We start from the raw sequence: 21,879 nt of genomic DNA, 5'->3' as shown, positions 1-21,879 counted from the left end.
GAAGTAGACTAATGCATATTCTCCGACTATCGGCCTATCTCGCATCCACTATTTTGGTGGTTATGCCGCTTGATGCCTTTTCCCAGACGAACACTAACGCTCAGGATGGCCTTGTGCTCGATACGATTGTCGTCACGCCGCTTCGTCGCGCGACGTCGTTGCAGCGCTCCACATCGTCCGTCACGGTGATTGACAGCCAAGAGATAGGTCGTTCAGCAGCGCCTGATCTGCAATCACTGCTTCAATATTACCCCGGTATCTCGATCACCACCAATGGCGGGCAGGGGTCCTCTTCCAATCTCCATATTCGCGGTATGTCGTCGAAACAGACCGTTGTTTTAGTCAATGGCGTACGAACTGCATCAGCGACGACTGGCGCAACATCGCTTGCCAATATTCCACTCAGTTCAATTGATCGTATTGAAATCGCCAAAGGTGCACATTCCTCGCAATATGGTGCGGATGCGATGGGCGGTGTGATCAATATCATCACCAAGCAGGGCGGTGCCTGCGGTGAGCGTTCTTTCTGTGGCAGCGTTACAACGGGCGTCACGCATCCATGGGGTGGCTATGCGTCTGCGTCTCTGCAAGGCCAGAGCAAAGACGGCATTGATTATGCGTTTGGTGCGGCGGTAACAGGTACGCAAGGTTATAATTTCAAACAGCCGGGAACATTCGGTTATGAACCGGATCGTGATGGATTTCTGCAAGGCTCGTTCAATTTCTCCCTTGCAAAGGATTTCGACTGGGGCCGCATTTATACGGATGGTCTGTTGAGCCGCGGGCGCAACCAATATGACGCAACAGCACCGTCTTTTAACGAAGCTTACACGACCGCTTTCAATGGAAAAATTGGCACGCGTATTGATCATACGGACGACTGGTCTTCGACGATTGAACTCAGTTCAGGGCTGGATCACAGTCGGAACTTCCGTAAGAACGTTAGTGGTTCTGATCTGTTTGAAACCAAGCGCTACGGACTCTTTGCTTCGACTGAAAAGCAATTTGAAACAGGCAGCGTCTCTCATGTGGTGACGGGTGGGGTTGAGGCCTATCGTGAGGAGGTGAATGCCACGACGGTCTATGCGGAAACCAGTCGCGATTTGGCGGCAGTGTTCGGACAATATTCGCTGGAATATGATGCGCTGCGCTTTGATGGCGGCGTGCGTTATGATCACAACGAGCAGTTTGGCGACGTTGTGACTTATAATGCCGGAGCGAGCTATGAGATATTGCCTGATTTGGTGCTGCGCTCGTCATTTGGCACAGGCTTTCGTGCGCCGACCTTCAATGAGCTTTATTATCCCGGTTATGCAAATCCTGATCTGCAACCAGAAAAATCCCGTTCTTATGAAGTGGGTCTTAACTGGCAGGCAACAGATAAAACCAGCCTCGATATGGCTTTTTACCAGACGTGGTTGCGCGATGCGATCATGAGCACAGCGCCTTCTTATCTGCCCTATAATGTTGCGCGAGCAAAGATCACCGGCTTTGAAGCCACGCTGTCTCATCGCTTTAACGAGAGGTGGGGTGTGAAAGGCTCTATTGATCTGAAGCGTCCGATTGATGAAGACAGTGATAATGATCTGGCTTATCGCGAACGGGTCAAAGCAACGGCAGAAGTTAGCTACAAGCCGGTCGACAAACTCGATCTGACTGCGCGGCTGCTTTATGGCGGTTCACGTTTCACAAATGCTGCCAACACCAATAAGCTTGATCCCTATGTAACGGCAGATTTCATTGCGCTTTATGACATCGATGCGCAGTCTCAACTTAAGCTGTCGGTCGAGAATATTTTCAACAAGGATTATCAGACAACGTCTGGCTATATTGCGCCCGGGCGCACCATAAATATTGGGCTAACGCGGAATTTCTGATTGCAGATGATGTGGGCGCGTAGACAGACAGTTATGAAGAATCTGAGGCTTTGTCTTCTGGCAGGCCTGTTTCTCGCTGGCTTTCATTCTGCATTCGCAGAAGAACGCCCTCAACGTGTCGTGTCGATGAATGTCTGCACGGATCAGCTTGCAATATTGCTGTCTGATCCCGCGCAATTGCAATCGGTGTCCTATCTCTCGCGTGATCCTCTTTTGTCAGTGATGAGTGAGAAGGCAAAGGGATTGCCCGTTAATCATGGGCAGGCGGAGGAAGTTTTTCTCATGAAGCCCGATCTGGTGTTGGCAGGTACATTCTCTTCGCGTGCAACAGTTGGGCTTTTGCGTGATTTGGGCGTGCGGGTTGAGGAGTTCGCGCCTGCACGATCATTTCAGGATATCAAAACGCATATGAAGCGGCTGGGGGAATTGTTGGGACGCCAAGAAGAAGCTGCACGTCAGATTGCTGCAATGGATGCGGATTTATTGTCGATCAGAAGGCCTGATCGCAAGCCAACTGTGGCGCTTTATTATGCCAATAGCTATACGGCGGGGCGCGGGACGTTGATTGATGAAGCGATCCGTCTGGCGGGGCTTGATAATATCGCCGACAAGGCAGGCGTTCGTGGTTCCGCGATGTTGCCATTGGAAATGCTGGTCATGGAGAAGCCTGATATTCTGGTTCGAGGGTCACGCGGGCGACCGCCGGCACTGGCTTTTGAGAATTTCGAGCATCCGGCATTGCGTGCTCTTGAAGGCCATACGCGGATGGTGGCACTCAACGATAATCTGACAGTATGTGGTGGGCCATTCAGTGTTGAGGCTGTTGCAAAGCTCGCGGAGGCCGCGCGTGACTGAAACCGGGCGTTTTTATCTCCTGCTTGTTGCTCTGGGTTTGCTGGTTCTCGCGCTCTTTGCACTTTCTCTGCTGGTTGGTCCTGCATCGATCAGTGTGGGTGAGAGTATTCGGGCACTTTTTACCGGGCAGGGCGATGTGATTGTGTTGGTCATGCGTGAGATACGTCTTCCACGTGCAATCCTTGCCTTGTTGATCGGTGCGTCGCTTGGGCTTTCAGGCGCGGCCCTTCAGGGCTATTTGCGCAATCCTTTGGCTGAACCGGGACTTCTTGGGGTGAGCTCCTCCGCATCCCTTGGTGCAGTGATCGCAATCTATACCGGGCTTTCGCAGGTTTTCCCGCTGGCTCTGCCATTGCTGGCGCTGGTCGGTGCGTTTTTGTCAGTCTTTCTGGTAAAGGCTCTCGCAGGGCGTCACGCCGGAACGCTGACGGTTATCCTCGCAGGTGTTGCCGTCACCAGTCTTGCAGGGGCCATGACGGCACTTGCGCTTAATCTGTCGCCCAATCCATTTGCGGCGATGGAAATCGTGTTCTGGATGCTGGGTTCTCTGGCTGATCGCTCAATGACGCATGTGTGGCTTGCAGCGCCATTTATCTTGATTGGCTGGGTGATGTTGTTTTCGCTCGGACGCGCGCTCGATAGTCTCACACTGGGGTCGGATGCTGCCGCCAGTATGGGCGTTAATCTTTCCCGCGTTCAGGTTTTGGCAGTTCTTGGCACTGCGGCCAGTGTCGGGGCCTCGACCGCAGTAGCTGGTGCAATCGGTTTCGTCGGCCTTGTGGTGCCGCATTTGTTGCGTCCGCTGGTTGGTGCAAGACCATCGCGGCTGCTCGTTTCCAGTGCCTTTGGTGGGGCGGCACTATTGCTGGCTGCCGATGTTCTGGTGAGAGTGATCATGCCTGGGCGCGAATTGAAGCTTGGTGTGCTGACCGCAATCATCGGCGCTCCGTTCTTCTTGTGGCTTGTGTTTAAATATCGGAGGCGGCTGGTATGACTATGCTCTCCGTTAAAAACCTTGATGTGTCGCTCGGTCACAAAGCCGTTCTTGAAACTGTCAGCTTTGAAGTGGGTGAAGGCGAATTTATCGGCCTGATCGGGCCGAACGGTGCCGGTAAGACAACGCTTTTGCGCGCAATACTTGGGCTTACGCCTTCAAATGGCAATCTTTTACTCAATCGTTCGGACTTGCGACGCATGCACGTCGCCGACCGTGCCAAGGCGATCTCTTATCTGCCGCAGGAACGCGATGTTGCATGGCCCGTCACGGTTCGTATGCTTGTGTCGCTCGGGCGTTCAGCGTTGAAGCCGGTTTTTGCCGGTTTGGACAGCGGCGATGAAGCCGCCATTGAAACAGCAATGCAGCGTATGAGTGTGGCTGAGTTTGCGTTGCGTCCTGCCAATGAATTATCGGGCGGTGAAAGAGCGCGCGCTTTGATTGCGCGTGTTTTGGCGCAGGATACACCTATCATCATGGCAGACGAACCAGTGGCCGGACTGGACCCTGCGCATCAGCTTGAACTGATGGAAGTGTTTACTGCGCTTGCAGCAGAGAAAAAGACGGTGATCGCCTCGCTGCATGATCTTGGCTTGGCTGCAAAATACTGCACGCGGCTGATTGTTCTTGATCAGGGCAAACTCGTTGCCGATGGCATGTCGGAAGAGGTTCTTACTCCTCATTTGCTCAACGAGGTTTATGGAATCGATGGGCATTTGTTAAAAATCGATGATGATTTCGTCCTGCACACGCGCAAACGACTACGGTAGATTTTTGCAGTTTCCATTGAATAAATTTGCAAAATTGCGAGCATTTTTCCACCGGATGGTCAAAAATCCCAAATTTCGGCCAATCCTGCTTGCTCTTACAATTTCTTGTGATTAACCAATCATCTATCAGATACCGTTGAAATTGCGCTGAAAGGATGAGAAATCGTGGAGCAGGCAACGAGCGGAAAACGCAAAGGCGGACGCAAGGCGCTTTGGGCAGCAGTAGCAGTCATCGCCATCGCCGCTGCAGGTGCAGTCGGATACAAGATTACACTCGAAAAGACGATCAATGCTCAGCTTGAACGGCGCGGCGGTAAAGCTGCCTCCGTTTCAGCTGACTTCCTTGGTCATATCAAGCTGACCGATGTGGTCCTGCCTCTTAAAGACGGCACGGACATTACGATTGGTTCGATTGAAGGTCGTCCAAAAATCCTGTTCCTGAATGGCATGCTGGACGCCAAGGACATCAAAACAGAAGTTGCGCAGTTCAAAATTGCGCTGCCAAGTGTTCTTATTGACGACGCCAATTTCGACATTGGCATGTTGCGCGACACTTTTGGGAATGGTGAGCTGAGCCTTGCCGAGCGCGTTGGTCGTTTTTCTGCAAAGAGCATGTCTATTCCAGAAATCAATGTCGTTCAGATGCTGAACGATAAGGAACAAAAGACGTCCTACAAGGATGTTACACTTGAAGATATCGTGCATGGTCACGTGGCGCGCTATACTTCTTCTGGAGCGACCTTTGATCTCGATCTGACATTGCCAAATGAGTCAGGCACGATTGAAGAAGAACGCATGGCCGGCACGATCGGCGTATCAGAAGGTAAAGACATTGACGGTGTTTTCATCGCGCGTCTTTACACCGAAGCTGCGGGTCCAAATGACACCGAAGCCAAGCCAGTTTATGGGCCATTCTCTGCAAAAGACATCGTGATTAAAAGCACGAAATCGAATTTCAGCTATGCTGAAATCCGCAGCAATGGTTTCACCATGCGCCTGCCAGCGGAGCCAATTACGGAAACCTTGCAAAAGCTGGAAGCAGCTCAGGATATTGATGCGCTTCCCCCGGAAGAGCGTAAAGAATTCTTTGTTCGTCTGATCGGTCTTTTTGATACGATTGGTAAGGGCGACGTTGAACTGCTTGGCATGAAGATTCAGCCAGGCGATGCTGAAAAGGGCGAAGGCAGCATCGAGAAAATGTCGATGGCGTTCGACAATAAGAAGCTTGATATGTCGCTCAATGGCTTCAATGCTGGCAATGGCAAGGATTACGTTAAGCTGGATGAGTTCTCGCTTAAAGGCTTCAATTGGGCACCTTCAGCGGAAGCGATAACAAAGTTTGCCGCTTTGAATGAAGAGGAAATGGAAAATTTCCCATTCACGACGATGCTGCCAGAGTTTGGGACAATTGTTGTCAAAGGCATCGAAGCCGATGTTCCTTATGATAACAACGTCAATGATGATATTGATATTGAGGATGAAGACGGCAATCCAGCTCCAAAGCCGGACGGTCTGCCACATCGCATGAAAATTGGCGTTAAAAGCTATGAAGTCGCGCTGAATAAGCCTGTAAACGGCATTCCGTCTGATATTCGTATTACGTATGAAGATATGTCTTTGCCAGTGCCTGCGGATAGCGGCGAAGAGATGTATCAGCAGCTTCGTAAGCTTGGTTATGACCGCGTCACGATTTCTTCAAACGTCGAAGCAAACTGGGATGAGCCAACACAGAACCTTATCATTAAGGACATTTCTGTGAGCGGCAAGGATATGGGCAAGATTTCAATGTCCGGCTTGATGGGCGGCTTTTCCAAGGAGTTTTTCTCTGGCGATAAGGTTCTTGCTCAGGTTGCACTTCTCGGGCTTAAGGCGCGTGAAGTGAAGCTGAAGGTTGAGAATGAAGGTCTCGCTGAAAAGGGACTGAAGCTCTATGCAGACGAAAACGACATGTCTGTTGAAGAAGCACGCAGCACACTTACACTTATCGCGAGTGCAGTTCTGCAGGAACTTGCTGCCGATCAGCCACAGCTTGAGGGCGTAATCTCGGCGTTCAATACGTTTTTGGCTAAGCCGAAGACCTTTGAAGTGACTGCGAAATCGAAGTCTGAACGCGGTATCGGTGCATTGGAAATGATTGCTGTTTCGCAAGATCCGATGTCGATCCTCGACAAGATCAATATTGAAGCAACTGCCGACTAATACGAGCATTCTTTAATGGATGAACAAAAGCGCCGGCTCATGTAGCCGGCGTTTGCTTTTTCAGCCGAATTTCAGATAGGGTGCGCAAATTAAAATTCACCATTCGGAACTCATCAATGCTCAAAAATATAAACCCACTGCTGACTGGTTCTCTTCTCGAAGTGCTTGCGGATATGGGCCATGGCGACGATCTGGTTATCGTTGACGCCAATTATCCTGCACAGGCTTCTGGCGTTCAGGTTATCGATTTGCCGGGCATCAGCGCAACTGACGTTGCAGAGGCTGTTCTGTCGCTTTTGCCGCTTGATGACTTTGTCGATCTGCCTGCGGCTGTCATGGAAGCGCCGAATGATACGCCAGCGATTTTTGGTGAGTTTGAAGCGATCATCGAAAAGGCTGAAGGCCGCAAGATCGCAGTTGAGCCAATTGAACGTTTTGCTTTTTATGATCGTGCAAGCGCTGCTTATGCTGTCATCCGTTCGGGTGAAAAGCGCCTTTATGGTAATATCATTTTCAAGAAGGGCGTTATTCGCTCGTAATTGAAACGGAAAAAGCCCCGCGATGCGGGGCTTTTTTTATTGATGCAGTTTTACTGCTGAGGCTTTGGGTGATGATGTTCCATCTTGCCCTTGCCGCCATGATGCGGACCCTTTGGACCGTGGTGGAGTTTCTTGGCCGCGCGCAGTTCATGACGATCAAGCTGGCCGTCTTCGTTGCGATCAAGCGCTGCGAATTCCTTCTGGCGCTGCTTCTCAATCGCTTCGAGCGTGATTTTGCCATCGCCCTTAACGTCAAGGCGGCGTTCTAAGCGATCTGCTGCACGGCTTACCATGCGCTTAAGGGCAAGCGCTTCGATTTCATCGCGAGACAGAACACCGTCACCATTGGTATCTGCGGCTTTTAGTTCTTCCATGCGGGAGAACTTTTCCAGATCAATTGGTCCGCGCTTGCCTTTGGTTCCATCAGTTTGTGTAATGGAAGTATCCGTCGCCGATTTTCCTGTATTTTCGGTTGCTTTTTCCTGCGCAAAGGCAGCGGTAGAAAGCAATGCTGACGCGATAACTGCAACATACAAGGTCTTCGATTTCATGGTTCTATGACTCCATCACTCTATACAAGGGCGCCATTGATTGGCGTGTGAGTAATGTCGGTCATTTTAGGTGAACCTGATATGAACAAGCCAATTAATAATTGGTAATGTTATGATGCTCGTTTTGCGCGCAATCTTTCTCTGAACATTGAGAAGAGGCCAGCTGCCACAACAATGCTTGCGCCTGTCAGAACGTTCCAGGTTAGCTGTTCGTGGAAGACCAATACGGCAATCAAAGCGCCTACGACCAACTGTAGATATGTCAGCGGCTGCACTTCAACGGCTTCAAGAATGTCGTAAGCGCGAATGAGGCAATAGTGGCTGGCGATGCCTGTTACGCAGAGCGCTGCCATCCATGGCCAATCGTGCAGAGCGATAGACTCGACATGGAATAGGCCGATCATGGTGAGAACAACTGCGCCGCCAATGCCAGTATAGAAAAAGCTGGTCATTGAGGTGTCAGTTTTGCTGACTGCGCGTGTGGCAATCGCATAAAATGCAAAAATGACTGTGGCGGTAATCGGAAACATGAGCGCCCAGTCAAACTGCACATGTGTCGGGTCGATAATCAGTAGGACGCCAAATAAGCCCACGAAAATCGCGACCCAGCGACGCCAGCCGACCTTTTCGCCAAGGAGCGGCACTGAGAGCATTGTGATTAGCAGCGGGGCTGCCTGAAAGATTGACTGCGTCATGGCCATACCGACGCGGCTGAGGCCGTAAACGAGTATAACGATTTCAGCTGCGAGCAGTATTCCGCGAAGAATCTGCAAGACTGGGCGCTTTGTCGAAGCCGCGCGTGCGATTCCCCCTGAACGCGTAGCAACAAGAATCACGAAGGCTGCAAAAACCCAATAACGCACCATCGTAATAAAGATGGGCGAATAGTGTGAGCCGAGATACTTCGAAATACCGTCTTGTGTTGCGAAGATGGTGACGGCGAGAAGTGTGAAGGTGTAGCCAAGGCTTTTGGGGGTCATGTGGCACTCATAGTACCACTGTGCCAGTTTCGCCATTTCTATTTGTAAGGAATCGTTCTTTTCAGCGAACTAAAAGTTAGGCGATAGCGGTTTGGAATTTTTCGAAAGAGTTTTCCCGTTGCCCTTGCCCGGGCATTCGGTAATCAGCGGTAACTCTTTGTAAGAAAGGAGAAAATGGTGGGTGATGTAGGGATCGAACCTACGACCCGCTGATTAAGAGTCAGCTGCTCTACCAACTGAGCTAATCACCCACTCGCTACTCCGAGGCAGCGGCCCCGGTGCAGTGAGCGGTTCTATAAAGGCCACTTTTCTTTGTGTCTAGCCTCCAATTGAAAAAAAACGAAAAAAAGTGGAATGAATTTTAAAAGTCCCGGAAATACTGGGTTTTTCTAAGTTACCAATTGCGCGCATATCGTGCACATCTCTGGTATGCGTCTTTTGATTGCTGATGTGTGGTCGAATTTATGGAATCAAATCATTCATGATTCTGTTTTTGAAACATTTTTTCAGTGTGTGGTTGCAACGAAGCGCCTGAATTTCCATATGCATGAAGCTCAAATCACATGCTTTTGTGTATTGTGATAATGATTGCTTCCGGCTTTTTATGAGCGCGCCGCAAATGTCGCAGTCATGTCATCAATTTTTGATGCTTGTCTGAGATGCTTCGGCATATAAAAGACTTGATAGGCGAATATGATTTTTGCCATTGAGAAGATGCTGCAAGCGTTTGTTACGCGCAGGCAGGCGAGGGGTTCACGCACCGGATTGTCCTCGTTTAAGAAAACCCGAAGCCGCACCCAAGGTTGGGACGCGTTTTCATAATCCGGTTCGCGGCATTTTGAGGACGGAATGGAAAGCATAATCAGCGACCTCGGACAGTTCATCTCCGATCATCGGGCATGGGCCGCTCCTATCGTGGGCGTCATCGCCTTCGGCGAGTCACTCGCTATTATTGGAATGCTTATTCCCGCTACGCCGATCATGCTCGCGATTGGTGGTCTCGTCGGTGCTGGTATCGTTGAGCCATGGCCTATTATCATTGGTGCGGTCATTGGTGCCGTAATCGGTGATATCGTTTCCTATTTGCTTGGCTGGTGGCTTGGTCGCAGCATTATTCACAAATGGCCGCTCAATAAGCATCGTACTGGTATAGCGCGCGCGCGCTTGCTTTTTCGCCGTTATGGTTTTTCCGCGGTATTCCTCGGTCGCTTCTTTGGTCCGGTGCGCTGCACGGTGCCGATGGTTGCAGGCATGATGTCGATGGATCAGAAGCGGTTCCAGACGGCAAACGTTCTTTCTGCTATGGTCTGGGCACCTGTCATGTTCTTGCCGGGCTGGCTCGCGGGTCGTGGAATCGGTATTTTTGCGAAGATGGATGGCGATCACATGTTCTGGGCCGTTGTCGGGGTCACGCTCGTGACGATCGTTGCAACCTTGGTTGGTATGCGCTTTTTCAAGGGCCGTCCGCGTCGTGAGCGTAAGCGCGGCGTTCATGTTTCTCCAGCAGAATAGCATATGGTCTTGCGCGTGAGCCGCGCGTCTGCATAATGCAGCAATCTTAACAACATGGCATTTGAGGGTGAGCAAGCAGCTCCTTTCATGTCTTTTTAAAAGGTTCATCGCGCTTTATGCCCGACGACAGTTCTGACGACCCGTCTTCACGAAGTCCCGCTCCCTTTCAGGGAGCGTCGGACTTAAAAGGCTTTGAGCTTACTCACGCCGTTTGCAGTTTCTTCTCGCCGATCCGTTTTTCTACGGTTCGGGAAGAAAACGCATGCGGCGTTTTTTCTGTTTCCCCTTCTTTTTGATTTTATAGGAGCCGACACATCATGGATTGGTCCATGGACTGGATTGCCGACCCCAATGCCTGGATAGGTCTGGTAACATTGGTGGTGCTGGAGATTGTTCTCGGCATCGACAATCTCGTTTTTATCGCAATTCTCGCCGATAAACTTCCGCCGCATCAGCGTAATCGTGCGCGTATAATTGGTCTCACATTGGCCTTGGTCATGCGCCTTGCGCTTCTGGCATCGATCTCGTGGATCGTGACGCTGCGCGAACCGCTGATTACCGTGATGGAGCTTTCATTCTCCGGTCGCGACCTTATCATGCTGGTCGGTGGTCTCTTCTTGCTCGCCAAGGGTACAATGGAGTTGCATGAGCGCCTTGAAGGTGCCCATGGGCCAAAGAACTCGCGTGTCGTTCATGCAGTTTTCTGGCAGGTCATTGTTCAGATCGTTGTGCTCGATGCGGTGTTCTCGCTCGATAGCGTGATTACAGCTGTCGGCATGGTGCAGCATCTTCCTGTGATGATGATAGCGGTCGTTATCGCTGTGGGCGTTATGATGCTCGCAGCGCGTCCGCTCATGGATTTTGTGAATAAACATCCGACGGTTGTTATTCTCTGCCTTGGCTTCCTGATGATGATCGGCTTCAGTCTGGTCGTTGAAGGCTTTGGCTTCCATATTCCAAAGGGCTATCTCTATGCCGCTATCGGCTTCTCGGTATTGATTGAGGCAGCCAACCAGATGGCGCGTAAGAATCGTGAGAAGCTGGTGACAACCAACGATCTGCGCGAGCGCACCGCGGGAGCCGTCTTGCGGCTCCTCGGTGGTCAGCGCGATGACAATCCGCTCTCCGATACAGTTGATGTGATTGCGCAGCAAACGGCATCCAACGACATCTTCCTGCCGGAAGAAAAAGAGATGATCCGCGGCGTTCTCGATCTTGCAGATCGCCCTGTACGCACCATCATGTCGCCGCGTAATGAGATCGAATGGCTTGATCTGGATGAAGACGAAGCGGAATTGCATCAGGCAATTCGCGAGCTTTCGCATTCGCGGGTCGTCGTGGCCCGCCGTCAGGTCGATGAATTTGTCGGTGTGGCGCTGGTCAAAGACTTGTTGCTCGATATGAGCGACAAGAAGCCGATTGACTGGAATAATGTCGTTAAGCAGCCGCTCGTGGTTCATGAAAATGCGAATGTTTTGCGCGTTATGGAGCAGTTGCGTGTTTCACCGGTACAGCTTGCTGTAGTGATTGATGAGCACGGCTCGTTTGAAGGTGTGGTTACACCGACCGACGTGCTTGAGGCCATCGCGGGCGAATTCCCGGATGAAGACGAAGAGGCATCTGTTGCAGAATCGGATGGGCAGGGTGGTTATCTGGTCGATGGCTTCACCGACATTCGTCGTATGAGCAGCATTCTTCAACGCGATCTTGTGGATGACAGTGATCGTTACACGACACTGGCCGGTTATGTCATTTGGCACCTTGGGCATTTGCCGCTGGGTGGTGAGAGCTTCGTTTCCGACGGGTTCGAGTTTACGATCCATTCGATGAATGGTCGACATGTCGAAAAGGTTCGTATTCGGCCGGTTGACGATTACGAGGTGTAAAACGGAATAATTTTGCGAGCAGCTGCGCGGTTGCTCGCAAAATATTTCATCCTGTTAATTCCTATAGAATAAGTAGGATATTGACTTTCTCGTAGAAGCCTTCAAAATTAACACATCGTTCAATGTTGTGGCGAAAACGCGGCTTTGAAGTGTTGATGCTAACGGGAGGCTGTTATGAACCGCAAATTTTTATTGCTGATTAAAAGCCTGAAAAGTGGCGCACTGGCAGTCATGGCATCTCTGGAACAGCCGTGGCGCGGCATGAAGCTGAATGCTGATGAAATTGCCCGGCGACGCCGTAATCGCGTTGAACGCGGCGAGCAAAATTTTCTCTGGTGCTGGCAGCATCGCGGGTTCTGGTAAGCTCTAACAAGCGGATTAAGTTTCGAAAGCCGGAAGCAAAAGCTTCCGGCTTTCTGGTTTTTATTGCGTGCTTTAAAGGCTATTTAGAAAATTATTCTCCACCGGATTTTGCTGCTAGGTACGGTTTCCAATAATGGTTATGATAGTAGTTTATATATTTAAATCAATGATTTAGATTGATTCTTGTCTATCTCTCTGTAGATTTGTTTCCCAATGAAAGTCGATTTATGGGCGCTTTGCGCAAGCAAAGTGAGAAGGGTGCGATCTATGAAGAAAATTATTCTATATGCGGCGGTGGCTCTTGGTTTGGGTGCCGTCCCTGTGCAGGCTCAGCAGCCGACAGAAATCCTTAACGTTTCCTACGATATTGCGCGTGAGCTTTACGAGCAGGTCAACAAGGCATTCGTCGCTGATTGGAAAGCCAAGAACGGCGAAGATCTTACCGTTAATCAGTCTCACGCCGGTTCTTCCAAGCAGGCTCGTTCCATTCTCGAGGGCTTAGAAGCTGATGTTGTTACCTTCAATCAGGTGACTGACGTTCAGGTTCTGCATGACAAGGGCGATCTGATCCCGGCTGATTGGCAGAAGCGTCTGCCGAACAATTCATCCCCTTATTATTCGTTCCCGGCATTCCTGGTGCGTGAAGGCAATCCAAAGGGTATCAAGAACTGGGACGATCTGGCGCGTGAAGATGTAAAGGTTGTCTTCCCGAACCCTAAGACTTCCGGCAATGCGCGCTATACCTATCTTGCTGCAACTGCCTATGCGAATGAAGCCTTCAAGGGCGATCAGGACAAGGTTCACGAATTCATCGGCAAGATTTTCAAGAACGTCCCTGTGTTTGATACTGGCGGCCGTGGTGCGACAACAACTTTTGCTGAGCGCGGCATCGGCGATGTTCTTGTAACGTTTGAGGCCGAAACCCGTGGAACTGAAAAGGTTCTTGGTGCTGACAAATACGACGTCGTTGTTCCTGAAGTGAGCCTGCTTGCAGAATTCCCGGTGACGGTGGTTGATAAGGTTGTCGACAAGCGTGGATCGCGCAAGATTGCTGAAGCTTATCTCGATTATCTCTATTCCCCTGAAGGTCAGGAAATTCTCGCCCAGAATTTCAACCGCGTCCACGATAAGGATGTCATTGCCAAGCACAAAGACATTTATCCTGACGTACGTCTTGTGACTGTTGAAGATGCTTTTGGCGGCTGGGACAAGGTGCAGAAAGATCACTTCGCCGAAGGTGGCGTGCTTGATAAGCTCTTTACTGCCAAGTAAACAAAACTACCCGGCGGGGGCATTCGATCCCCGCCTTTCTTTTGGAAGAATCCAAAGCGCATTCCGAAAAGTGTGAAACGGTTTTCGGATTAAGATGCGTGTAAAACCAGATAGAGCATTTCAAATGCCTCAAACTATATTGGAAATGCTCTCGTGTCGCTTTTGAGCATGAAACGCAATTCGGTGCTGCCGGGGTTCGGGCTGACCCTCGGCTGCACTTTGCTTTATCTGGCGGTGATTGTTGCCTTGCCGCTTTTGGCGATGATCCTGAAAACTGCAAGCCTCGGCTGGAGCGATTTCTGGAGGATCGTCACTTCAGAACGCGCTTTGGCGACATTTCGCATTACAATCAGTGCGGCAGCGGTGGCCACCGTCTTCAATGGGTTGTTTGGCTTGCTGCTTGCTTGGGTTTTGTCGCGTTATCAGTTTCCGGGCAAGCGATTGATCGATGCGGCTGTTGATCTGCCATTTGCACTGCCGACAGCAATTGCGGGTCTGGCATTGGTCACGCTGTTTGCGCCCAATGGCTGGTTTGGAAGATACCTTGAGCCGATTGGCATCAAGGTTGCCTATGCGCCGATGGGCATCATGGTTGCGATGTTTTTCACGAGTATTCCCTTTGTCATCCGCACCGTGCAACCGGTGCTGGAAGACATGAGTGCTGATGTTGAAGAGGCCGCACGGAGCCTTGGTGCAAAGCCGTGGCAGATTTTTTCGCATATTATCTGGCCGACTATCTTTCCGGCCTTTCTTGCAGGTGCCTCGCTATCTTTTGCACGTAGCCTTGGCGAGTTTGGATCCATTGTTTTCATTTCCGGCAATCTGCCTTTTGAAACAGAAGTGACCTCGCTTTTGGTCTTCATCAGGCTCGATGAATATGATTATCCGGCCGCTGCTGCTTTGGCGTTCGTCATGCTGTTGATGGCTTTCTTCATGCTTCTTGTGACCAATCTTATTCAGGCAAGGCAGCTTCGCTATGCAGAGCGCTAGTGTTCAGGCGCGCAATGCGCCCGGTCCGGTCCGTAACCTGCTGATTGGCCTTGCAGCTGTTCTTTCTGCGATCTGCATTGGCGCGCCGCTGGCAATTATCTTTTCCTATGCCTTCAGCAAGGGTGTCGGTGTTTTTTTCAGTGAAATCCTGAAGCCTGATACCTTGCATGCGGTCTGGCTAACCATCCTGACGGCGATTGTCGTTGTGCCAATCAATATGGCCTTTGGCGTTTGCGTTGCATGGCTTGTCACGAAGTTTCGGTTTCCAGGGCGGAGGCTGCTGATTACCTTTGTCGAAATCCCGTTTTCCGTGTCGCCGATTGTAGCGGGTGTTACCTATCTCTTCTTATATGGCTCACAGGGACTGCTCGGCCCGTTGCTCGAGAGCTACGATATCAAGATCATGTTCACGGTTCCCGCGATCTTCCTCGTGAGCCTGTTTGTGACATCGCCCTTTGTCGCGCGTGAGCTTATTCCGCTGATGGAAGTTCAGGGCAGTGATGAAGAAGAGGCCGCTCTGACGCTTGGAGCCAACGCCTGCCAGACATTTTTCTATGTCACACTGCCCAACATCAAATGGGCGCTGCTTTACGGTGCTGTGCTTTGTAATGCGCGTGTGATGGGTGAGTTCGGAGCTGTATCTGTTGTATCGGGCGCTATTCGCGGTAAAACCAATACACTGCCTTTGCAGGTCGAACTGCTGTTTAATGATTATAACGTAGCAGGGGCATTTGCTGCCGCTTCAACATTGGCGTTGATAGCGCTTGTGACGCTGGTTTTCAAAATCTGGCTTGAGCGCAAACAACATAGCTAGAGCGCATCCCGAAAAATGTTGAGCGGTTTTCGGCGAAGATGCGCTTATGAAAAAATGGAACCGCCCGGCTTATTGAAGCGGGCGGTTCGCGGTCACGCTGCTTGGGAGAGCGTGTGTGTTATTGGTTCTCTTTGAAGAGACGACGCGAGAATTGGGCCTTCTGGCCAATGCGTGAAGCCACTGGCCACATTGATATGTCCTGCATGGCCGACATCGACGAAGCCTGAACCCCAGACATTGGCGATAGCTTCGGCTTTAGCGAAACTCATATATTCGTCATCGCGGCTGGCAACGACAATCGACGGGAATGCCAGTTCGTGACGCGGTAAAGGTGCGAAGCTCGCAAAGCGGCTGTCTCGGCGCGACATGGTTTCAACGTCTGCCGGGGCGACGAGAAGTGCACCCGCAACATGTGCCGCAGCCGGGCGGCTTGCGAGATGAGAAACAAGAATACAACCAAGACTATGGGCAACCAGAACTGCGCCGGGATTTTCGGCGAGTTTGGCTTCAAACGCGTGCATCCAGTCGGATAGCACCGGATAGTGCCAGTCGTCTTGTTCGACGAGCACTGCTGACGGATCGTCATGCAACCATTGGCGCTGCCAGTGGCCTGCTTCCGATCCCTTATAACCGGGGATGATCAATGTCGCAGGCATGCGTTAGTTCCTCTTGGAAAATGCCTTGGGAGGCTGTTTTTGCTCTGCATTGGGAGGTTATGCGAAGCAATTTCCAAGATAAGGGCTATTTCATATCATTTTAAGGAAAATAAATTCAATTAGAGGCGGGAGTGTAAAAAATAATCCCGCCTCTGCAATGCTATTTCTTTTGTTTATCGTTCCAGCGAAGCACGAATTGCGATTTCTCGAAAACGAGAACAACAATGAGCGACATTGCAAATGGAATGAGAAGATAGAGCAGACGGAACACGATCAGAGCAGCTAGAACGTCAGCGGGGTTCATATCTGGTAAGCCAGTGAGGAACACCAGTTCAAGCACACCAAGGCCGCCCGGAGCGTGTGAAATGAGCGCTGCTGAGAATGATACCAGAAAGATGCCAAGGATGATCAGGAAACCAGGATTTCCAGCTTCCGGCAGTGCGAAATAGATGATGCCAGCTGCACCAATAAGCTCCAGCGGAGCGACGATAAGCTGCTGTGTGACCACAGGCAGACGCGGATATTCCAGGCGAAACTTGCCGATCTGCAAAGGGCGAAGCTGGAGCCAGCTTCCGAAAATATAAAGCAGAACAAACGCCAGCATCACCAATGCGATAATGACGGAGATTGTCGGGGTCAGTTCCTCATTGAAGCGCATCAGAATATGCGGCTCCAGTAGCAGAACGACACTCGAAGTGATGATCACTCCGAGAATGAATGTGAAGGAGCAGAAGGCAATCAGGACAGCAATTTCACTACCCGGCATGCCTTGCGAAGAATAGGCGCGGTAACGAACCACAGCACCCGATACGACCGATGCGCCGATATTGTGCGAAAGAGCGTAGGTTGTGAACGAGCAAAGGGCGATGAAGAGCCAGGAAATTTTGCGACGCAGGTGAAGAAGCGCGATGCGATCATATCCGGCAAGCGAGCTATAGGCGAGAAGTGCAGCTGCGGCAGATAGAAGCCAGTGATGCGCGCGAATTGCGTAAAGACTATCCAGAACGTCATCGAGAGAAATACTACGCAGCTCCCGATATAGAAGCCAAACAGATATAGCGACTGCACAAAGGCCAATGATCGGCCAGATATAATCCTTGAACTTCATTAACTGGCCACCGCACGTTCAATTCGCATTAAATTCCCCTTTGTCATCCGCCCCGGACTTTGCGTGTATCGTGGAAACGCTCGTAATCCGTTCTTCCTTATTCATCGCCTTTTCCATTGCTGCGGCGATTTCTGCTTCGCCGAGAATGACAGAGTCTGCACCAAGATCGTGCAGATATTGAGCTTCGGCTTGCGAACAGGCACGCACAACAATGCGCACATCTGGATTCGCCTGCCTTGCAAGACTTGTGATGCGTCCTGCCTCAAAAGCATTCGGAATTGCAATCACAACATTTTGGGCAAAAGATGGATTCGCCGTATCCCATATTTCAGCATCCGAGCCATTGCCCGCAATAGCTTCAATGCCGATTTCTTTCAATCTGAAATAAATCTTTGGCGAATCTTCGACAACGAGGAAAGGAATATGATTTTCCTGAAGATTTGCCGCCACGCGACGGCCAATCTGACCATATCCGACAATCACCGTATGATCCCTGAGCTTGCTCTGAGGAAGTCGTGCAGGTTCAGAAATACTGATGTCAGCGTCCGCGCTACCGATATCGGACGGTTGAACGCCGAGGCGCGTTTCGATCCATGGTCGCAGACGCTCTGCGACAATGAACATCACTGGATTGAGAAAGATCGACAGGATAGCGCCTGCAAGGATTAGGTCGCGCCCCTCTGGTGGCAGAAGATTAAGCCCAACGCCGAGCCCTGCAAGAATGAACGAAAATTCGCCGATCTGCGCTAAGCTTGCGGAAATAGTGAGCGCTGTCCCAACAGGACGTTTGAATGCGCGAACGATAAAGAATGCGGCAACCGACTTGCCCACGAGAATAATGGCAAGCGTTGCAATGAGGGGCAGGGGATCACGGATGAGGCTCATCGGATCAAACAACATGCCCACGGAAATGAAGAAGAGGACTGCGAAAGCATCACGTAGCGGCAGAGATTCTTCAGCTGCGCGATGGCTGAGTTCCGATTCACTCATCACCATGCCAGCGAAGAACGCACCGAGCGCGAAGGAGACGCCAAACAAATGCGCCGCACCAAAGGCTACCCCAAGCGCAATTGCTAAAACGCCTAAGCGGAACAATTCGCGCGAGCCGGTTTGAACGATGACGTTCAAAAGCCATGGGATCACTTTGCGTCCCACAACCAGCATGAGCGCTATGAAGACAACGACTTTGGCAATCGTCAGTAGAATGATGCCGCCAATGCCAAGGCCCAGCCATTGAGCGATGGGGTCGCTTGTCGCGGCATGGCCAGCTTCGCTGCCAATGCTGGCAAGGGCTGGAAGAAGTACCAGCGCCATGACCATGGCGAGATCTTCCACAATCAGCCAGCCGATCGCAATACGACCGCGCTCCGTATCAATGAGGCGCATATCCTGCATTGCACGCAGGAGTACGACGGTACTTGCCGTTGAAAGAGCGAGACCGAAAACCAAACCGGCTTTTACATCCCAGCCGAGCGCTAAGCCAAGCGCTGTGCCGAGTGCTGCAGCTGTCGCAATCTGCGCCAGTGCGCCGGGAACGGCGATAGCTTTAACGGAGAGAAGGTCTTTGAGAGAGAAGTGCAGGCCGACGCCGAACATCAGCAGAATAACGCCGATTTCGGCTAGCTGAAGGATCAAGTCCTGATCGGCAACGAAGCCCGGTGTGTGCGGGCCAGCAATGACACCTGCGAGAAGATAGCCAACGAGGGGAGAGATTTTTAGTCGGGTGGCGATAGTGCCGAAGATGAATGCAAGACACAGACCAATGACGATTGTCGCAATCAGAGGCGTGTCATGGGGCATAGCGGGGCCTTCCCGATTTCAGTCATGCGAACATTTATGGAAGAAGCCGGGCATGGCGAAAACCATGCCCGGCAATGAGCTTACTTCTGTGTTGTCGTACCGTTTTCAAGAACAGCCTGATGCGCTTCCTGACGGTGTTGCCACCAGTTTCCAAGCAGAAGCAGGATCGGTGCTGCAATGAAGATCGACGAGGTTGTTGCGATAAAGATACCGAACAGCATTGGCACGGCAAAGTTATGAACCGCACTTCCGCCCCAGATTGCCATTGGCAGCAAGCAGAGGAACGTCGTCACAGAGGTATAGATACAGCGGATGAGCACCTGATTGATACTCATGTCCACGATCTCACGCAGCGGCTTTGATTTATAAAGGCGCATGTTTTCACGCATGCGATCATAAACCACGACCTTATCGTTTACCGAGTAACCGATAGCGGTCAGAAGCGCTGCAATGGCCGTCAGGTTGAAGTCGAGCTGTAGCAGCGCGAAGAAGCCAACCATCTTGGTTGTATCGAGAATGAGCGTGATGATCGCGCCAACCGCGAAGAACCACTCAAATCGCCACCAAAGATAGATGAGCATTCCGAGCGCTGAAAGCACGACCGCAATGAAGCCAGAGCGAGCGAGTTCGCCAGAGACTTTTGGTCCTACAACTTCAACGCGTTCGATCTTTGCGCCAGCGTCGATTGCGGCAATCGTTTCACGCATCTTGTTGACGGCAACCGTCTGCGCTTCTTCGCCGCCATCCTGACGCTGAATGCGGATCAGAACATCGTTCGGGCTACCAGCTGATTGAAGGGCAACTTCACCAAGACCAAGTTCGCTGAGCTTTTCACGCAATTGCGCGAGATCGGCTGGTTTTGATGTGCTGATTTCAGCCTGAATACCGCCCTTGAAGTCGATGCCGTAATTGAGGCCCGGCTTGAAGAACAGACCAATCGAAGCAAGCGACAACACGATGGACACGGCAATACCGACAAAGCGTGCATTCATGAAGCGGAAAGTTGGATTTTCCGGAGCAATCTTCATCAGTGGCTTGATATCAAGCACCTTGAGCTTGCGCTTGCGAACATACCAGGCCATCGCCATACGCACGAGCGTAACGTCAGTAAACATCGAAATGACGATACCGAGCATCATTGCAACAGCAAAGCCGCGTACCGGGCCTGTGCCGAACATGAACAGCAGCAAGGTCGAGATTAGCGAGGTGACGTTCGAGTCAACAATCGTTGCAAAGGCTGCATGGAAGCCCTTATCGAGCGCAGCCATAGCGCCGAGGCCTTTGCGCGTTTCTTCTCGAATACGTTCGTTGATCAGAATATTCGCGTCAACCGCGATACCGATACCCAGAATAATACCCGCAATACCCGGCAATGTCAGCGTTGCGCCAATAAGGCTCAATGCTGCGAAGGTGAGCAGCGTGTGAAGCAAAAGCGCGACGTTGGCGATCAGACCCCAGACGCCGTAAAGCAGCTGAATGAATACCGCGACAAGAATAAAGCCCGCGATACCCGTAACCAGACCCATCTTGATGGCATCGCCACCAAGGTCAGGACCGACGGTGCGTTCTTCGATTACGGTCAGCGGAGCAGGCAATGCGCCGGCGCGAAGCAGTGCAGAAAGAACAACACTGTCCTGAACCGTGAAGCTGCCGGTGATCTGACCGGAGCCGCCCGTGATCGGTTCATTGATACGTGGAGCGGTCAGAACTTTGCCGTCGAGGACGATGGCGAAGGGACGGCCAGTATTTTTGGTTGTAATATCTGCGAACTGACGCGCGCCAAGGCTATCGAAGCGGAACGAAACGATTGGCTCATTGGTGCGCTGATCAAATCCCGCACGGGCATCGGTCAGGCGTTCGCCTGAAAGAGCGATCTGATCTTCAACCGGATATTTGATGTTTGGATCTTTAGAATCCGGCAAGATGCTGATGCCCGGAGGTGGTGCGTCATTTGGATTGGCATCAGCTACCATGTGGAAGCTCATCTTCGCGGTACTGCCAAGAAGCTGGCGAAGATGTGCTGGGTCTTGAAGACCTGGAAGCTGAACAACAATGCGGTCAGAGCCAACACGCTGGATTGATGGTTCGGCAACACCGACCTGATCTACACGCTGACGGATGATTTCAAGGCTCTGCTGGAGAGCTGCATCGAGGCGGTATGTAAAGCCAGCCTGTGTCAGTGTCAGACGAATCTGATTGTCGCTGCTGGTTACATCAATGTCGTTGATCGCGGTGCCGAAGCCAGTCGTGTTAACCTGAGAGATCAGAGTCTTAAGCGCTGTATCGGCTTTCGCGCGCTGATCGGCATCCGGGATCGTCACGATGACGGAATCGCCAACTGCACGGATCGACTGTGGCTGAATGCGTTCAGCACGCAGCTTCCCACGCGCATCATCAAGCAGTGCGCGCATGCGGTCACTTTTGAGGCTTGCTGCATCCACCTCGAGAACGAGGTAGGAGCCGCCACTCAGATCAAGACCGAGTGTAACCTGTCGTTTTGGGAACCACGACGGCATCGCCTCGAGGTGCTGCTTTGTAAAGAAATTGGGCAAGGCAATAATGACACCGATCAAAACGATCAGTCCATAGAGCACAGCGACCCATTTAGAAGTACGCATGAGTTGAAATTCCGGATATTGAGTGCTTATAAGTTTGCAATAAAAACAAAGGCTTATGGCACATTTTTTCGTAATTGATTCAAGGTTAGCCGAAG

The 21,879-nt window shown here is 51.3% G+C and carries 19 protein-coding genes and 1 tRNA gene; 12 read left to right on the top strand and 8 right to left on the bottom strand.

Going from position 1 to position 21,879, the window contains the following annotated elements; genetic code table 11:
- Positions 1-11 precede the first annotated feature (11 nt).
- The 6 genes from ACOZHT_RS13055 to ACOZHT_RS13030 all read left to right on the top strand — a co-directional run bounded on the left by ACOZHT_RS13055 (position 12) and on the right by ACOZHT_RS13030 (position 7,234).
- Positions 12-1,877: a TonB-dependent receptor domain-containing protein gene (locus ACOZHT_RS13055; RefSeq protein ID WP_339513683.1), complete on the top strand. Its 1,866-nt coding sequence runs from the start codon at positions 12-14 to the stop codon at positions 1,875-1,877.
- 33 nt (positions 1,878-1,910) lie between these two features.
- Positions 1,911-2,732: an ABC transporter substrate-binding protein gene (locus ACOZHT_RS13050; RefSeq protein WP_421565811.1), complete on the top strand. Its 822-nt coding sequence runs from the start codon at positions 1,911-1,913 to the stop codon at positions 2,730-2,732.
- Entirely contained in the window at positions 2,725-3,726 is a 1,002-nt protein-coding gene (locus tag ACOZHT_RS13045; RefSeq protein ID WP_339513687.1) for an iron ABC transporter permease, read from the top strand. The genes ACOZHT_RS13050 and ACOZHT_RS13045 overlap by 8 nt, the downstream gene beginning before the upstream one ends.
- Positions 3,723-4,496, top strand: coding sequence for an ABC transporter ATP-binding protein (locus tag ACOZHT_RS13040; RefSeq protein ID WP_339513689.1), 774 nt, complete (start codon positions 3,723-3,725; stop codon positions 4,494-4,496). The genes ACOZHT_RS13045 and ACOZHT_RS13040 overlap by 4 nt, the downstream gene beginning before the upstream one ends.
- A 165-nt stretch (positions 4,497-4,661) precedes the next feature.
- Positions 4,662-6,695 (top strand): hypothetical protein, encoded by a 2,034-nt coding sequence (locus tag ACOZHT_RS13035; protein ID WP_339513690.1) that lies wholly within the window; start codon positions 4,662-4,664, stop codon positions 6,693-6,695.
- A gap of 116 nt (positions 6,696-6,811) precedes the next feature.
- Positions 6,812-7,234 (top strand): RbsD/FucU family protein, encoded by a 423-nt coding sequence (locus ACOZHT_RS13030; RefSeq protein WP_339513692.1) that lies wholly within the window; start codon positions 6,812-6,814, stop codon positions 7,232-7,234.
- Between the two features lie 50 nt (positions 7,235-7,284).
- Here the strand turns inward: ACOZHT_RS13030 and ACOZHT_RS13025 are convergent, their stop codons facing one another.
- The 4 genes from ACOZHT_RS13025 to ACOZHT_RS13010 form a co-directional block, all read right to left on the bottom strand.
- Positions 7,285-7,785, bottom strand: coding sequence for a calcium-binding protein (locus tag ACOZHT_RS13025; protein ID WP_339513694.1), 501 nt, complete (start codon positions 7,783-7,785; stop codon positions 7,285-7,287).
- A 110-nt stretch (positions 7,786-7,895) separates the two neighbouring features.
- Entirely contained in the window at positions 7,896-8,765 is an 870-nt protein-coding gene (locus ACOZHT_RS13020; protein WP_339513696.1) for a DMT family transporter, read from the bottom strand.
- 175 nt (positions 8,766-8,940) lie between these two features.
- Positions 8,941-9,016, bottom strand: a tRNA-Lys gene (locus ACOZHT_RS13015).
- 351 nt (positions 9,017-9,367) lie between these two features.
- The gene (locus tag ACOZHT_RS13010; RefSeq protein ID WP_339513698.1) at positions 9,368-9,625 is read right to left on the bottom strand and encodes a hypothetical protein; all 258 of its coding nucleotides are present in this window, start codon (positions 9,623-9,625) and stop codon (positions 9,368-9,370) included.
- Here ACOZHT_RS13010 and ACOZHT_RS13005 point away from each other — a divergent pair.
- The 6 genes from ACOZHT_RS13005 to cysW all read left to right on the top strand — a co-directional run bounded on the left by ACOZHT_RS13005 (position 9,615) and on the right by cysW (position 15,602).
- The gene (locus ACOZHT_RS13005; RefSeq protein WP_421565810.1) at positions 9,615-10,277 is read left to right on the top strand and encodes a DedA family protein; all 663 of its coding nucleotides are present in this window, start codon (positions 9,615-9,617) and stop codon (positions 10,275-10,277) included. The two genes, ACOZHT_RS13010 and ACOZHT_RS13005, sit on opposite strands and share 11 nt — an antisense overlap.
- 317 nt (positions 10,278-10,594) lie before the next feature.
- Positions 10,595-12,163 carry a TerC family protein gene (locus tag ACOZHT_RS13000; protein ID WP_339513703.1) on the top strand — a complete coding sequence of 523 codons (1,569 nt, stop codon included), beginning with the start codon at positions 10,595-10,597 and terminating at the stop codon, positions 12,161-12,163.
- 174 nt (positions 12,164-12,337) lie between these two features.
- A complete protein-coding gene (locus ACOZHT_RS12995) occupies positions 12,338-12,526 on the top strand; it encodes a hypothetical protein (protein WP_339513844.1) in 189 nt (62 codons plus the stop codon).
- Between the two features lie 267 nt (positions 12,527-12,793).
- Positions 12,794-13,798, top strand: coding sequence for a thiosulfate ABC transporter substrate-binding protein CysP (cysP, locus tag ACOZHT_RS12990; protein WP_250038915.1), 1,005 nt, complete (start codon positions 12,794-12,796; stop codon positions 13,796-13,798).
- A gap of 168 nt (positions 13,799-13,966) precedes the next feature.
- A complete protein-coding gene (cysT, locus tag ACOZHT_RS12985) occupies positions 13,967-14,788 on the top strand; it encodes a sulfate ABC transporter permease subunit CysT (protein ID WP_339513838.1) in 822 nt (273 codons plus the stop codon).
- Entirely contained in the window at positions 14,775-15,602 is an 828-nt protein-coding gene (gene cysW, locus ACOZHT_RS12980) for a sulfate ABC transporter permease subunit CysW (RefSeq protein ID WP_339513705.1), read from the top strand. The genes cysT and cysW overlap by 14 nt, the downstream gene beginning before the upstream one ends.
- Positions 15,603-15,694: 92 nt before the next feature.
- Here the strand turns inward: cysW and ACOZHT_RS12975 are convergent, their stop codons facing one another.
- From ACOZHT_RS12975 to secD, 4 genes are all read right to left on the bottom strand, one after another.
- Positions 15,695-16,258 carry an alpha/beta hydrolase gene (locus ACOZHT_RS12975; RefSeq protein ID WP_421565809.1) on the bottom strand — a complete coding sequence of 188 codons (564 nt, stop codon included), beginning with the start codon at positions 16,256-16,258 and terminating at the stop codon, positions 15,695-15,697.
- A 160-nt stretch (positions 16,259-16,418) separates the two neighbouring features.
- Entirely contained in the window at positions 16,419-17,366 is a 948-nt protein-coding gene (locus ACOZHT_RS12970; RefSeq protein ID WP_339513709.1) for a lysylphosphatidylglycerol synthase domain-containing protein, read from the bottom strand.
- 18 nt (positions 17,367-17,384) lie between these two features.
- The gene (ybaL, locus tag ACOZHT_RS12965; RefSeq protein WP_421565808.1) at positions 17,385-19,166 is read right to left on the bottom strand and encodes a YbaL family putative K(+) efflux transporter; all 1,782 of its coding nucleotides are present in this window, start codon (positions 19,164-19,166) and stop codon (positions 17,385-17,387) included.
- An 80-nt stretch (positions 19,167-19,246) separates the two neighbouring features.
- Positions 19,247-21,784: a protein translocase subunit SecD gene (gene secD, locus ACOZHT_RS12960; protein WP_339513711.1), complete on the bottom strand. Its 2,538-nt coding sequence runs from the start codon at positions 21,782-21,784 to the stop codon at positions 19,247-19,249.
- Between the last annotated feature and the right edge of the window lie 95 nt (positions 21,785-21,879).

The sequence above is a fragment of the Ochrobactrum sp. EDr1-4 genome, assembly GCF_049199085.1.
Lineage (GTDB): Bacteria > Pseudomonadota > Alphaproteobacteria > Rhizobiales > Rhizobiaceae > Brucella.
This window is presented reverse-complemented; position numbering and strand designations above follow the sequence as displayed.

Excerpts from the sequence above, each read along its gene's own strand:
- ACOZHT_RS13055 (WP_339513683.1), top strand. The coding sequence starts at position 12 with ATGCATATTCTCCGACTATCGGCCTATCTCGCATCCACTATTTTGGTG.
- ACOZHT_RS13050 (WP_421565811.1), top strand. The coding sequence starts at position 1,911 with ATGAAGAATCTGAGGCTTTGTCTTCTGGCAGGCCTGTTTCTCGCTGGC.
- ACOZHT_RS13040 (WP_339513689.1), top strand. The coding sequence starts at position 3,723 with ATGACTATGCTCTCCGTTAAAAACCTTGATGTGTCGCTCGGTCACAAA.
- ACOZHT_RS13030 (WP_339513692.1), top strand. The coding sequence starts at position 6,812 with ATGCTCAAAAATATAAACCCACTGCTGACTGGTTCTCTTCTCGAAGTG.
- ACOZHT_RS13025 (WP_339513694.1), bottom strand. The coding sequence starts at position 7,785 with ATGAAATCGAAGACCTTGTATGTTGCAGTTATCGCGTCAGCATTGCTT.
- ACOZHT_RS13020 (WP_339513696.1), bottom strand. The coding sequence starts at position 8,765 with ATGACCCCCAAAAGCCTTGGCTACACCTTCACACTTCTCGCCGTCACC.
- ACOZHT_RS13005 (WP_421565810.1), top strand. The coding sequence starts at position 9,615 with ATGGAAAGCATAATCAGCGACCTCGGACAGTTCATCTCCGATCATCGG.
- ACOZHT_RS13010 (WP_339513698.1), bottom strand. The coding sequence starts at position 9,625 with ATGCTTTCCATTCCGTCCTCAAAATGCCGCGAACCGGATTATGAAAAC.
- ACOZHT_RS13000 (WP_339513703.1), top strand. The coding sequence starts at position 10,595 with ATGGATTGGTCCATGGACTGGATTGCCGACCCCAATGCCTGGATAGGT.
- ACOZHT_RS12995 (WP_339513844.1), top strand. The coding sequence starts at position 12,338 with ATGAACCGCAAATTTTTATTGCTGATTAAAAGCCTGAAAAGTGGCGCA.
- cysP (WP_250038915.1), top strand. The coding sequence starts at position 12,794 with ATGAAGAAAATTATTCTATATGCGGCGGTGGCTCTTGGTTTGGGTGCC.
- cysT (WP_339513838.1), top strand. The coding sequence starts at position 13,967 with ATGAAACGCAATTCGGTGCTGCCGGGGTTCGGGCTGACCCTCGGCTGC.
- cysW (WP_339513705.1), top strand. The coding sequence starts at position 14,775 with ATGCAGAGCGCTAGTGTTCAGGCGCGCAATGCGCCCGGTCCGGTCCGT.
- ACOZHT_RS12975 (WP_421565809.1), bottom strand. The coding sequence starts at position 16,258 with ATGCCTGCGACATTGATCATCCCCGGTTATAAGGGATCGGAAGCAGGC.
- ACOZHT_RS12970 (WP_339513709.1), bottom strand. The coding sequence starts at position 17,366 with ATGAAGTTCAAGGATTATATCTGGCCGATCATTGGCCTTTGTGCAGTC.
- ybaL (WP_421565808.1), bottom strand. The coding sequence starts at position 19,166 with ATGCCCCATGACACGCCTCTGATTGCGACAATCGTCATTGGTCTGTGT.
- secD (WP_339513711.1), bottom strand. The coding sequence starts at position 21,784 with ATGCGTACTTCTAAATGGGTCGCTGTGCTCTATGGACTGATCGTTTTG.